Source organism: Bacteroides sp. PHL 2737 (assembly GCF_004115325.2).
GTDB classification, from domain to species: domain Bacteria; phylum Bacteroidota; class Bacteroidia; order Bacteroidales; family Bacteroidaceae; genus Bacteroides; species Bacteroides hominis.
This window is the reverse complement of the sequence record NZ_CP040630.1, coordinates 4,213,586-4,226,675: the sequence shown is the minus strand read 5'-3', so window position 1 is coordinate 4,226,675 and position 13,090 is coordinate 4,213,586. Positions and strand designations below refer to the sequence as shown.

Here is a 13,090-nt window from a genome sequence, read left to right as displayed (position 1 = left end):
TGGCAGGTAGCCGGTATTGTATGCGAAAGAAAAACAGTATGGGAATACGTTTGAAAGATTTAAGCAAACTGGGATATAGAGACAACGTGGCCCGTAGTCTGGCCGTTGCCCTCGTCAACAAGTATTGTAAACACGAGACAAAAGAGCGGATATTGGCTATCCTGGGCGATGTACTCGGAAATCCCGAAATATATAAAAACAACGAAGTATGGAGTAAACTGGCCGAACAACTTTCTCCTACTTTAGTCGAAAAAAGTTTTACGTCGTATGATTTGTTCGACGAGCCTTTGGCTTATAAAACATACGGAAGCAAGCATATTGAAACATTGGCCAAACAACAGATGAATCTGGCTATGCGCCTTCCGGTCACTCTTGCCGGAGCGTTGATGCCCGATGCACATGCCGGTTACGGATTACCCATAGGCGGAGTATTGGCTACGGATAATGCAGTCATTCCGTATGCGGTGGGAGTTGATATAGGTTGCCGGATGAGTCTTACCCTGTTTGATGCCGGGGAAGACTTTCTAAGTCGTTATTCGCATCAGATGAAAGAAGCGCTGAAAGAATTCACTCATTTCGGCATGGATGGCGGGTTGCCTTTTGTTCAGGAACACGAGGTACTTGACCGGGAAGAGTTCCGAATGACTGAATTGCTGAGAGGGCTGCATGGCAAAGCGGTGCGACAGCTGGGAAGTTCCGGTGGTGGAAATCATTTTGTGGAGTTTGGCAGGATCAGCTTGCAGGCGGACAATGTCTTAGGAGTTCCGGAGGGTAGTTATGCGGCTTTGCTTTCCCATTCCGGTTCACGGGGACTGGGTGCTGCCATTGCCAAGCATTACAGTCTGCTGGCCCGTGACATCTGTCGCTTGCCCCGCGAGGCTCAGCACTTTGCCTGGTTGGGATTGGATACGGAAGAGGGGCAGGAATACTGGCTTAGTATGAATCTGGCAGGCGATTATGCCCGTGCCTGCCATGAACGGATTCATCTGAATCTGGCCAAAGCTCTGGGACTGAAACCTCTGGCCAATGTGAACAACCATCATAACTTTGCATGGAAGGAGGAACTTGCTTCCGGACAAACTGCCATTGTACACCGTAAAGGAGCAACTCCGGCTCAGAAGGGCCTTCCGGGACTGATTCCCGGAAGTATGGCCACTCTCGGTTATCTGGTATGTGGAAAAGGAGTGGGTGAAGCCCTTTGTTCCGCTTCTCATGGAGCAGGACGCGCCATGTCCCGCCAAAAAGCGAAAGACAGTTTTACCCAGTCAGCACTGAAGAAGTATCTTTCGCAGGCCGGCGTGACACTGATTGGCGGTAGTGTCGAAGAAATGCCGTTGGCTTACAAAGACATTGACCGGGTGATGCAGACTCAGGAGGCATTGGTGGAAATTCAGGGTACCTTTATGCCCTGTATCGTACGAATGAATAAAGAGTAGAATGATGGAAAAGACGTATTTACAAATCACTTCGGGACGTGGTCCCGTGGAGTGTTGCCGTGTAGTGGCATTAGTGCTTGAGAGAATATTAAAACAAGCCCAGACCCGGAAACTGAAAGTGGAAATAGTGGAAAAAGAAGCCGGTCCTGCCAACCGTACATTGTTGTCGGCAGTCATTGCACTTGAAGGTGCAGGTTGCGATACACTGGTGGAAGAGTGGGAGGGAACCGTGTTGTGGATTGCCCGTAGCCCGTACCGGATTCATCACAGACGCAAAAATTGGTTTGTCGGTGTGCAGACCTTCTTGCTGTCCGAAAGCCGTGAGGCAACCGAAAATGAAATCCGTTATGAAACTTTGCGGGCTTCCGGACCCGGCGGACAGCATGTCAATAAGACGGAATCTGCTGTAAGAGCTGTCCATATTCCCAGCGGAATCAGTGTAGTGGCATCCGACCAACGTTCACAATGGCAGAATAAGAAACTGGCCACCGAACGATTGCTGGTCAAGCTGACTGCTTGGAATGTAGAGCAGGCAATGATTCAGGCACAGGCTAACTGGAGTAACCACAACAGCCTTCAAAGGGGAAACCCGGTGAAGGTCATTCAAGAAGAACTCCGGTTTTGAGTATTAACGATTAAAAGAAAAAGCTATGTTATCAGAAAAATATGGTCGTACCTACCACTATCCGTTCTCTCCCGGGACGACGAGTGACGACCGAATCAACCATACCTATTGGGAGGATATCCGGGAGATAGACACGCTGGTCCATACCGAAAAACTGGATGGGGAGAACAATTGTTTAAGCAGATACGGGGTTTTTGCCCGTTCGCATGCTGCTCCTACCACTTCACCATGGACGAGCCAGTTGCGTCAGCGTTGGGAGTTGTTGAAGAATGACCTGGGAGATATTGAACTCTTCGGCGAGAATCTGTATGCTGTTCATTCCATCGAGTACAAGCGGCTGGAAACCCATTTTTATGTGTTCGCAGTCCGCTGTCTCGACAAATGGCTGTCGTGGGAAGAGGTGAAGTTTTATGCTGCTTTGTTCGATTTGCCTACTGTACCCGAATTGTGTACGGAGCAGGTAAACGGACTAACAGCCGAAACCCTGAAACAGCATGTCATCTGCCTGGCCGGGGAATCAAGTGTCTTCGGATCGCGCGATGCGCTGACAGGGATGGACTGTACCCGTGAAGGGGTAGTAACCCGCAATACCGGCGAGTATCTTACCGCAGACTTTGCCCGTAATGTGTTTAAGTATGTCCGTCAGGGGCATGTGCAGACAGACGAGCATTGGACACGGCATTGGAAGCGTGCCCGCCTGGTGTGGGAGTCGAAACAAGAGAAAGGAGGTAACGAATGATTTGGAGATTGACAGAACGGAAAGATTGGGATTCACTGGTACAGCAGTTCAGCTGGGTGCGGGATATGGATCTGGTTCCCCAGCACGCTTTGCATCATGCCGAGGGAAGTGTAGCCGTACATACCCGCATGGTACTCGAGGCATTGCAGCAACAGTCTTCCTATCTGAGGCTTGCGGAGCAGGACCGGGAGATCCTTTGGGCAGCCGCTTTGCTTCACGATGTAGAAAAGCGTTCGACTTCGGTCGATGAAGGCAATGGGCAGATCACCTCCAAAAATCATGCGAAGCGGGGGGAAGCTACTGTACGCACCCTCCTTTACAGGGATATTTCTACGCCTTTCGGTATTCGCGAGCATATTGCCTCTCTGGTACGCCATCATGGTTTGCCTATCTGGCTGATGGAACGGGAAGATCCCTTGAAACGTGCTTGTGAAGCTTCGCTGAGGCTGGACACTTCGTTACTGAAACAGTTGGCTGTGGCCGATATTTGCGGGCGTATCTGCACGGACAGGGAAATACTGCTGGAAGCTACCGAACTCTTTGAAATGTTTTGCCGTGAACAACAATGCTGGGGGAAAGCCCGGACATTTGCCGGTGATACGGCCCGCTTCCATTATTTTCATACGGATCAGGCTTATATCGATTATGTCCCCCACGATGATTTCAGATGTGAGGTTACTTTGCTTGCAGGCCTGCCCGGTATGGGTAAAGACTATTATATAGAGTCTCGATGTGCCGATATGCCGGTTGTCAGTCTGGATGCTATCCGACGTGAACATAAACTCAGCCCCACGGATAAAGCGGCTAACGGCTGGGTGGCACAAACGGCCAAAGAGCAGGCACGGGGCTACTTACGGAAGGGACAGGACTTTATTTGGAATGCCACCAACGTGACCCGCCAAAGACGTGCCCAGTTGGTCGATTTGTTCATCACCTATGGGGCACGGGTGAAAATAGTCTATATAGAGAAACCTTACTCCGTCTGGCGGCGGCAAAACGGCATACGCGAATATAAAGTGCCGGAGCCGGTTCTGGATGCGATGTTGGATAAACTGGAGGTTCCCCGGTTGACAGAAGCGCACGAAGTGGTTTATGCCGTGCAGGAACAATAGGGCTACACCCAACCGGGGGGAGGGTGTAGCCTTAGGTACCTTGGGGTGTAGCTATCCGGACCGGATGGCTACACCCTGTTTATTTTCTGGCGGTGTCTGTATTTTGTTTGTAATATTGTAACGGCGTTTTTCCGGTAAAGCGTTTGAAACTCTTGATGAAATGATTTAGGTCACAATACCCATTATCGACAGCAATACCCGTTAAGTCATTCTCCCCGTTAGCCGGTAGTTCACTGTAGGCATGAACCAAGCATCGGATGCGGCCGGAACGAGAAGAGGCAAATAAACACCGATACTGTTGAGGATTTATCATTATGTGTTTATCTTTGTGCCCGGTGAATTGATAACTAACGGTAAGGAGGGATTGCATCATGATAAAGATACTGGTTGTGGAAGATGAACAGCGTGTGGCGGAGCTGCTGAAGCGCGGTCTCGAAGAGTCCGGCTATCAGGTGGAACTTGCCTACGACGGAGCTTGGGGGTTGCGCCTGTTCCGTGCCGGAGAGTTTCAGATGGTCATTTCCGATGTAATCTTGCCGAAGATGAGTGGTTTCGAACTTTGTAAAGAGATACGGAACATCAATAACCGGGTTCCGGTGCTGATGCTGACAGCGTTGGGCACAACGGATGATAAGCTCGACGGTTTCGATGCCGGGGCTGACGACTATATGGTGAAACCTTTCGATTTCCGCGAACTCGATGCCCGTATCAAGGTATTGCTGAAACGACGACTTCCCGGTATACCCGAAACACAACTTACGGAACTCGTCTATGCGGACTTGCGCATCGACCGGCAGACAAAAACCGTCTATCGGCAGGAGAGGGAGATCAAACTCTCTCCCAAAGAGTACAACCTGTTGCTTTATATGGCCGAGAACCCCGAACGGTTACTTACCCGTGTTGAAATAGCCGACAAGGTGTGGAATACCCATTTCGATACGGGCACCAACTTTATCGATGTGTACATCAACTATCTCCGCAAAAAGATAGACCGGGACTATGATGTGAAACTGATCCATACCAAACCCGGTATGGGCTTTATATTCAGGCAGGAGTTATGAAGATAGGTACCCGGCTCACTCTCCGCTATACCGGTTTCACGGCAGCCGTTTTTCTGTTGCTGGTAGCTGCTATCTATCTGTTTTCGGAGCGGAACCGGAGCAATGAATTCTTCCGTGACCTGAAAAAGGAAGGCATCACCAAAGCCAACCTTTTCCTCGACAACCGGGTGGATGCCAAGACCATGCAGTCCATTTACCTCAACAACCGCGAATTTATCAATGAAGTGGAGGTAGCCATCTACGATACTACTTTCCATTTGCTTTATCATGATGCCAAGCAGATCGACCTGGTGAAAGAGACCCCTGAGATGATCGACCGAATTTTGCAGAATAAATCTATCGAGTTTTATCAGGACGGTTATCAGGTCATCGGGCTCCTTTACACGTTCCATGGTAAACCTTACGTCATCACAGCGGCTGCTTTCGATGGTTACGGATATGCCAAGCAACACTCTTTGCAGACCATGCTGATTGTTCTTTTCTTTTTAGGTATCGCTCTTTTGGCGGGAGTCGGTTACCTGCTTTCGCGGAGTGCTCTGGCTCCTGTGTCCGATATTCTCGGGGAGGTGGAAGCTATTTCTGCTTCCCGTCTCGACCTGCGTGTGCCGGTGAAGGACGAAAAAGATGAATTGGGCGAACTTGCCACCACCTTCAATCGGATGCTGGAAAGGCTGGAACAGTCTTTCGATTCTCAGAAAATGTTCGTCAGCAATGTGTCCCATGAACTGCGTACTCCCATGGCTGCCCTGATTGCCGAACTTGAACTGGCTCTGCTGAAAGAGCGTTCTTCCGAAGAATATCGCCGTGCCATCGGTAATGCGCTCGACGATTCGCGTAAGTTGGTGAAACTTTCCGAAGGGTTGCTCAATCTGGCCAAGGCCGATTATCTGCCCGAGCAGATCAAATTGGAAGAGATCCGTCTGGACGAGCTTCTGCTCGATGCCCGTGAGATGGTGATGAAAGCCAACCCCGACTATACCATCGAATTGATATTCGGCGAAGAAGCCGATGACGACTCCGTCCTCACGGTGTTGGGCAACGGCTATCTGTTGAAAACAGCTTTTGTCAACCTGATGGAGAACAATTGCAAGTTCTCCGCCAATCACACTTCTTTTGTCCAGATCAGCTTTTGGGAGCAAAAGTCTGTTATCCGCTTTTCGGACACGGGTATCGGTATGAATGCCGATGACATGCAACACCTGTTTTCTCCTTTCTATCGGGGAAGCAATAAAGACTATGCCCGTGGAAACGGCATCGGGATGATGCTGACTCAAAAGATCATACATACCCATAAGGGTGAAATCACCGTCAATAGCCAGCCGGGTGAAGGTACGGTCTATACGGTGGAAATTCCTCATATCTGAAGAAACTCTAATAAAAATCTAATAGTACTCTAATCGTTCTCTAACGCCCCTTTTGCGGGGAGCTCCCTACCTTTGTACTGTAAAGGCAAATGAATGAATGGGATTCTTCCAATAGGGAGCGGCCCCGTATCTCTAAAAAAAATGTACTATGATGATTTTTAGAAAGAAACAAACAGACAAGACTGTGCAGTTCAATACCGAGAAGGTATTTCTGGCAGCAACCCAACCGCTGAAGTTGGTGTATGGCTATTTTTGTACTACCCCCCACGGACTCTCGGAGGAGGATGCGGAAGAGCGGCTTAAAAGCTGCGGTGAGAATAAAATCGTGCAAGAGACGCACCCCAATCCGCTTCTGATGTTTTGCAAAACCTTTATCAACCCCTTTATCGGTGTACTGATGGCACTTGTGCTTGTGTCGTTGGTGCTCGACGTCTGGATGGCCCGGCCCGAAGAGCGGGAGTGGACCAGTATCCTTGTCATCGGAAGTATGGTGATGATGAGTGTCGTGTTGCGCTTCTCGCAGGAGTGGCGTTCCGGCAGGGCTTCGGATGCTTTGCAAAAGATGGTGAAAAATACCGCATCCGTCATTCGTAGCGGTGCCCCGGAGCCGTACGAGATCAACATTACAGACTTGGTGCCGGGAGACATCATCTGTCTGGCTGCCGGAGATATGATTCCGGCCGATGTCCGCGTCATCGAGTCGAAAGACCTGTTCGTCAGCCAGTCCTCGTTGACCGGAGAATCCGATGCCATAGAGAAGTGTGCCGTATTGGCGGAGGATCGTCACCGTTCCGGCAGTGTGGTCGAGCTCGATGATATTTGCTTCATGGGCTCCAATGTAGTGAGCGGTTCGGCACGTGCCATTGTTTTCGGTACAGGGCGAGATACCTATCTGGGCACCATCGCCCGGAGTATCGTTGGCGTACGTGCGCAGACGGCATTCGATAAAGGAATCAGCAATGTCAGTCTTTTGCTGATCCGTTTCATGCTGGTGATGGTGCCTCTGGTGTTTCTCATCAACGGAGTGACGAAAGGCGACTGGTTCGAAGCCTTTATTTTTGCCATTTCCGTAGCCGTGGGACTGACTCCTGAGATGCTTCCGATGATTGTCACCGCTAACCTGAGCAAAGGAGCTGTCTCTATGGCTAAGAAAAAGACCATTGTCAAGAACCTCAACGCCATCCAGAATTTCGGGGCGATGGACATTCTTTGCACCGATAAGACCGGGACACTGACCCGCGACCACATTGTACTGGAAAAGTTTATCAATGCTGACGGGAGCGAGGATCACGAGTGCCGCGTACTCCGTCATGCCTATTTCAACAGTTATTTCCAGACGGGGCTGAAGAATCTGATGGATCGTGCCATCCTTTCACATGTTCGTGAGTTACAGTTGGATTATCTCAGGGATGCTTATACCAAGGTAGACGAAATCCCATTCGACTTTACCCGCCGACGTATGTCCGTGGTGGTGGAAGACGAACAGAGGAAGCGTCAGATCATCACCAAGGGAGCGGTAGAGGAGATGCTTGCAATCTGCACTCATGCAGAGTTCGGCAAAACCGTTCACGAGTTGACCGATGAGCTGCGGCGGAAAGCCTTTGTCATCAGTGAGCAGATGAACAAAGAAGGTATGCGTGTGCTGGCGGTGGCACAGAAGAGTTGGGTAGAAAAAGAACATGATTTTTCTGTCGAAGACGAATCCGGAATGGTGCTGATCGGTTATCTCGCTTTTCTCGACCCTCCCAAACCTTCGGCAGCCAATGCCATCCGGCAGCTCCATAGCCATGGAGTCGATGTGAAAGTGCTGTCCGGTGATAACGAAGCGGTTGTACGTACCATCTGCCGTCAGGTGGGAGTCGATACGGCCTGTACGCTGAACGGTACGGAGATAGAGCGGCTGACGGATGAAGAACTGAAGTTGAAAATACGGCAGACTACCGTGTTTGCGAAGCTGGCTCCCATGCAGAAGACCCGTATCATCACCTTGCTGCAGGAATTGGGACATACGGTGGGCTTCCTGGGTGACGGCATCAATGACGCTTCCGCCCTGCGCCAGTCCGATGTGGGTATATCTGTGGATACGGCTGTGGACATCGCCAAGGAGAGTGCCGACATCATTCTGCTGGAGAAGGATCTGATGGTGCTTGAAGATGGAGTGATAGAGGGACGCAGAACGTTTGGCAACATTATGAAGTACATCAAGATGACTGCCAGTTCTAACTTTGGCAATATGTTCAGCGTGCTGGCTGCCAGTGCCTTTCTGCCTTTCCTGCCTATGCTGCCTGTCCATCTGCTTGTTCAGAATCTGCTGTACGATACGTCGCAGTCCACCATTCCGTTCGACCGGATGGACCCGGAGTACCTGATGAAGCCGCGCAAATGGGATGCATCCGACCTGAGCCGTTTTATGATTTTTATCGGTCCGGTCAGTTCTATTTTCGACATAGCCTTATTTCTGGTCATGTGGTATGTGTTCGGTTGCAACTCTCCCGAACATCAGACTCTCTTTCAGTCCGGTTGGTTTGTAGAGGGCTTGCTGTCGCAAACGTTGATTGTACATATGATCCGTACCCGCAAGATCCCGTTTATTCAGAGTACGGCATCCTGGCCGGTATTAGGACTAACGTCCGTCATCATGGTTCTGGGAATCGTCATTCCCTTCACGCAGTTTGGGGCTTCCATCGGGTTGATGCCGTTGCCGCTCAGTTATTTCCCCTGGTTGGCAGGCATCCTGCTGAGCTATTGTGTGCTGACGCAGCTTATTAAACAATGGTATGTGAAGCGGTTTACGAAGTGGCTGTAAACACGAATAAAGACCTTAAAAACGGGTCATCCTGTTGTTATAGCAGGATGATCCGTTTCTGCATAATCTCTTTGAGCTGTGCCTGTAACTGGCGCGCATTGATGGGTTTGGGCATGTATCCGTCGAAACCGCTTTCCATCACCCGCTGTTCGTCCGAAGCGTAGGCAAAGGCCGTAACTGCGATGATAGGGACTTTGGCCGAATATTTACGGATCTCTTTGGTGGCTTCATATCCGTCCATGACCGGCATGTTGATGTCCATCAGGATAATCTGCGGATCTTCTTTGCGGAATATTTCTACGGCTTCGCGGCCGTCCCAGGCATGAAGCAGGCGGTAATCCTGGCGGAGGATGGACTCAAATAACCTGAAGTTGCTTTCGTTGTCTTCGGCAATCAGGATGGTCAGTTTGTCTTTCTCTACCGCAATGGGCTGTATAACTGTTTTCCGGACAGGTTCGGCTGTCGATGCGGCTTCGTAAGGGAGGGTAAACCAGAATGTGGAACCTTTACCTTTCTCAGACTCCACACCGATGTGTCCGCCCATGTGGTTGACCAGTGTCTGGCAGATGGATAGTCCGAGCCCTGTGCCTTGTGCGAAACTGTTCAGTTTGACGAATCGGCCGAATATGCTTTCCTGCTCGTCCTTGGCAATGCCGCAACCGGTGTCGGCAACGTAGAAATAAACTTCTTTTCCGCGAAGCTCGTAGCCAAAGCGGATACTCCCTTTCTCGGTGAACTTGATGGCATTGGTCACCAGATTGATGATCAGCTGGGAAACACGGTTCTTTTCCAGATGAACCAGGCAGTGGTCTGCCGGAGGTACGAATTCCAATTTCACGGCTTCGGATTTCATCTTGAGCTGCAACGTGCTTTCCAGCTCTTTCATTACGGCATTCAGCTCGACGTTGGAGTATTGGAACTCAAGGGTGCCGGCTTCTATTTTCGACAGGTCGAGGATGTCGCTGATCAGTTGTAAGAGCAGGGTGTTGTTATTTTCGATGATGTTGACGTATTCCCGTTTTTCTTCTTCCTCATCGGTAGATGCCAAGATACCCGAAAAGCCTACGATGGCATTCAGCGGAGTACGGATTTCATGGCTCATGTTGGCAAGGAAAGCCGATTTCAGGCGGTTGGATTCTTCGGCGCGGTCTTTGGCCGTGGTAAGTTCCATCTCCATCTTTTTTCGTTTGGTAATGACCAGTGAAGAGCCTACCAGCGTGGTGGGATTTCCGTTTTCGTCGCGGGATTCTACGGCGGCCTGGGCTTCTACCCATTCCACTTTGTGGGTGTGGTTCTGTACGTTGATAACCCGGTATTCCTCCTTTACCTTGTCCGTGCGACCTTCAATCAGGTCTTTGTATGCCTGTTCCACCCGTTTGCGGTCTTCTTTGAATATCTTTGAGAAGTATTGCGTGTCCGGCACGGCCAGTTGCTCGTCGTTCACGCTGTTGCCGGGTGAACTGAGTTCGATGGGTTTGTTGATGTCACACAGGATGGTTTTGCTGAGCAGATCCCATTTCCATGGAATGATATTTGCCACATCCAATGCCATCGACAGCTTGTGGTTGGTGGCGGTCAGTTTTTGTTGTGCCAAGTGTAATTCGGTACTGTCCAGACAAAAAATATCAACCACGTTATTCTGATGGGTACCTTTGAGGACAATATCATAGAATTTATTGATTTTCCTGAAATAGTATGGGAAAGTAACAACCCGGTTTTCCTTGAGTGACATCTGGATGAAGTGCAGGAACTCGGGGAGGGATTCGGGAAACATTTCACTTGCTTTCTTGCCTACTGCATCTTCTCTGCGGAAAAAATTCTGTTCGAAATGGGGGTTTACGTTCAGGTAGATCAAATCTATGCCTATACCTTGTTCGTTTATTATCAGCTTCTCCTGCATATAGAGGATGGGCATGTTGTTGATCAGGTTTTTATAGCTGGTCATGGTCTCTATCTCTTTCAACTGTGTTTTCTTAAGCCTGTTCAGTGTGCGGATGCGGTACTGGAAAAACAGGACGAGCAGGACGATGGAGATGCATGTACCTATAAGGAAGTAGCTGTATTGTTCCCAGAAGGTGTGCGGTTTGTTGATGAAATACGTGTTGGCCGGACATAAGTCGGGAGAAAATCCTTTATGGATCAGTGTCTCATAATTGATGATGGGCATACCGTCCAGAGGATAATAGTAAGGGAGGGTGCGGGGTTGCCTGCCATTCAGTACATCGGAAAATATACCGAGAAGCCGCTTGTCGAATTCTGTCTGATTGTAAGAATATCCTCCGGTCATCCCGCTGCTTTTGTCTTTTACGTCAATGGTGCTGAGGGCAAACAGGGGAGGTGAAACAGTAGAAACAATTTTGGGTGATACGATAGACAGTGAAGTGTTGCCCGCAAACTTCCGCTTATAGAACCAGGAAGAAAACAGGATGCCGGTGGTCCGGGGATCGACAAAGTTGAGAGAGTCGATCAGTTGGTTGGTTTCCAGAATATTCTCAGGAGATAAAAAAGTATATTGGACTCCGGGATGGCTGGATTGTAATACTTCCTGTATTTCTATACTGTTCGTTTGATTGACGAATCTCTGATCGCCTACATAAATCAGCTTTTTCATATCGGGAAGGATATGAAACATTAACTCCAGGTTTTCACGTATGTATTGGTTGGAGTAAAGAAGGACGAGGTTATAGGGTTGGGCCAGTTCGGTCAGCGGGATTCGTTCGGACGGAGGGACGGGGTGTTTCTTCAAATAATATTCTCTGGGACCGATGTAGTCTTTTTCGGAGCAGAGTATGATCGGGACATCACCCCATACCTTTCTGAAGTCGTCCCGCAACATCAAGGTGGAATTACCCAGCAATAATAGTGCGCGCGGGGAATGGGAACCATACTTCTCGAACAGGTTGGTCTTGAATTCACACAGTGTACTGTCATTATCCATCATCAAGAGATTCATGTGTTCGGCATAAATGGCTAAGTGAGGATCATCCTTGACAAATTCGGTTGCTGTAAAGATCAGGCGGTTGCTCCATGCGAAGGCTTCCGTATAGGTGTTAATGACCAGAATATAGTCTTTGGTATTCATTGCCTCTTTTTGGGCGGATACAGGGATTACTGATAGGAAACATGTGAAAAGAACCAACAGTTTTCTCAGTAATGGGGTACAGAAAATGGATGTTACTCCAAAGGAAGTAGTCATAAAATTCTATTGAATGATGGCGATGTTTTGTTTATTCGACTGTAAAAGTATTAATAATAAATGAATTATGACCTGTTTTTACTTGATTATATGAAAAGGTTGAGGCAGAAGATCGAGTGAGGGTGGAAAACACAAAGTGTGCCGGGAAGCAGACGGGGCGTTATGAATAGCTTCCGGCACACTGTCGTGATAAGTGCTGTAACAGAGGTGTCCCGCGTTACTTCTTCAGAGCCTCAATCAGCTGAGGCATCATTGTCCAAAGGGTGTTTTCATTTTGTGCGGTATAGAAGTTACCGTCAATTTCCGATTTCCCGTCAGTCCCCTGTCCCGTCTGTATAGCGGGTTTGGCAAGCGGGTGGACGGCCAGCCTCTTTCCGGCGGTGATTCCGGTGAAATTGAACATCATGGCGGCGGCACAATGGCCGATCATAAGTTTGCCTTTTTCACCAAATACTTTGATTACTCCCATTAGGTCTACATTGTAGGCCTTTCCTGCATTGTCTTTGAATACCGGCACTGCGTCGCCACAAGCGAATACAAGTGCGTCAAATTCGTCTTCATGTCCTTTGAGATTGGCTATCACGTCATCGGCAAACAGGGTGATGCCGGAATTGGTCTTGATCTCCCGGGTATCTGACACCGCGAATACTTTGTACGGAATACCATTCTCGAAAAAACTTTCCAGATACTGGAACAAACCGAATCCGTTGACCGGATTGACTGCTAATACTGCAACTTTCTTTGCCATAAC

Annotated in this window: 9 protein-coding genes; 7 read left to right on the top strand and 2 right to left on the bottom strand. The window is 49.2% G+C overall.

Annotation, left to right across the window (positions count from 1 at the left end; translation table 11 throughout):
- The first annotated feature begins 38 nt into the window (after positions 1-38).
- The 7 genes from DBK98_RS17470 (at position 39) to mgtA (ending at position 9,143) form a co-directional block, all read left to right on the top strand.
- The gene (locus tag DBK98_RS17470; protein ID WP_032537021.1) at positions 39-1,436 is read left to right on the top strand and encodes an RtcB family protein; all 1,398 of its coding nucleotides are present in this window, start codon (positions 39-41) and stop codon (positions 1,434-1,436) included.
- Positions 1,437-1,440: 4 nt separating this feature from the next.
- On the top strand, positions 1,441-2,061 hold the full coding sequence (gene prfH / locus DBK98_RS17465) for a peptide chain release factor H (RefSeq protein ID WP_005820657.1): 621 nt from the start codon (positions 1,441-1,443) through the stop codon (positions 2,059-2,061).
- 25 nt (positions 2,062-2,086) lie between these two features.
- Positions 2,087-2,800, top strand: coding sequence for an RNA ligase family protein (locus tag DBK98_RS17460; protein ID WP_032537022.1), 714 nt, complete (start codon positions 2,087-2,089; stop codon positions 2,798-2,800).
- A complete protein-coding gene (locus DBK98_RS17455; protein WP_032537023.1) occupies positions 2,797-3,912 on the top strand; it encodes an AAA family ATPase in 1,116 nt (371 codons plus the stop codon). The genes DBK98_RS17460 and DBK98_RS17455 overlap by 4 nt, the downstream gene beginning before the upstream one ends.
- Before the next feature lie 371 nt (positions 3,913-4,283).
- A complete protein-coding gene (locus DBK98_RS17445; RefSeq protein WP_005806723.1) occupies positions 4,284-4,973 on the top strand; it encodes a response regulator transcription factor in 690 nt (229 codons plus the stop codon).
- Positions 4,970-6,337, top strand: a complete 1,368-nt coding sequence (locus DBK98_RS17440) for a HAMP domain-containing sensor histidine kinase (RefSeq protein WP_032537024.1) — start codon at positions 4,970-4,972, stop codon at positions 6,335-6,337. The genes DBK98_RS17445 and DBK98_RS17440 overlap by 4 nt, the downstream gene beginning before the upstream one ends.
- A gap of 151 nt (positions 6,338-6,488) precedes the next feature.
- Positions 6,489-9,143, top strand: coding sequence for a magnesium-translocating P-type ATPase (gene mgtA, locus DBK98_RS17435; RefSeq protein WP_022011619.1), 2,655 nt, complete (start codon positions 6,489-6,491; stop codon positions 9,141-9,143).
- A gap of 37 nt (positions 9,144-9,180) precedes the next feature.
- On the opposite strand, the gene DBK98_RS17430 is transcribed toward mgtA, so the two are convergent.
- Both DBK98_RS17430 and DBK98_RS17425 read right to left on the bottom strand, forming a co-directional pair.
- A complete protein-coding gene (locus tag DBK98_RS17430; protein WP_239650942.1) occupies positions 9,181-12,225 on the bottom strand; it encodes an ATP-binding protein in 3,045 nt (1,014 codons plus the stop codon).
- Between the two features lie 331 nt (positions 12,226-12,556).
- Positions 12,557-13,087 (bottom strand): DJ-1/PfpI family protein, encoded by a 531-nt coding sequence (locus tag DBK98_RS17425; protein WP_032537026.1) that lies wholly within the window; start codon positions 13,085-13,087, stop codon positions 12,557-12,559.
- Positions 13,088-13,090: the final 3 nt, after the last annotated feature.

Coding starts and splice junctions, on each gene's coding strand:
- DBK98_RS17460 (WP_032537022.1), top strand. CDS start 2,087: ATGTTATCAGAAAAATATGGTCGTACCTACCACTATCCGTTCTCTCCC.
- DBK98_RS17440 (WP_032537024.1), top strand. CDS start 4,970: ATGAAGATAGGTACCCGGCTCACTCTCCGCTATACCGGTTTCACGGCA.
- DBK98_RS17430 (WP_239650942.1), bottom strand. CDS start 12,225: ATGAATACCAAAGACTATATTCTGGTCATTAACACCTATACGGAAGCC.
- DBK98_RS17470 (WP_032537021.1), top strand. CDS start 39: ATGGGAATACGTTTGAAAGATTTAAGCAAACTGGGATATAGAGACAAC.
- mgtA (WP_022011619.1), top strand. CDS start 6,489: ATGATTTTTAGAAAGAAACAAACAGACAAGACTGTGCAGTTCAATACC.
- DBK98_RS17455 (WP_032537023.1), top strand. CDS start 2,797: ATGATTTGGAGATTGACAGAACGGAAAGATTGGGATTCACTGGTACAG.
- prfH (WP_005820657.1), top strand. CDS start 1,441: ATGGAAAAGACGTATTTACAAATCACTTCGGGACGTGGTCCCGTGGAG.
- DBK98_RS17445 (WP_005806723.1), top strand. CDS start 4,284: ATGATAAAGATACTGGTTGTGGAAGATGAACAGCGTGTGGCGGAGCTG.
- DBK98_RS17425 (WP_032537026.1), bottom strand. CDS start 13,087: ATGGCAAAGAAAGTTGCAGTATTAGCAGTCAATCCGGTCAACGGATTC.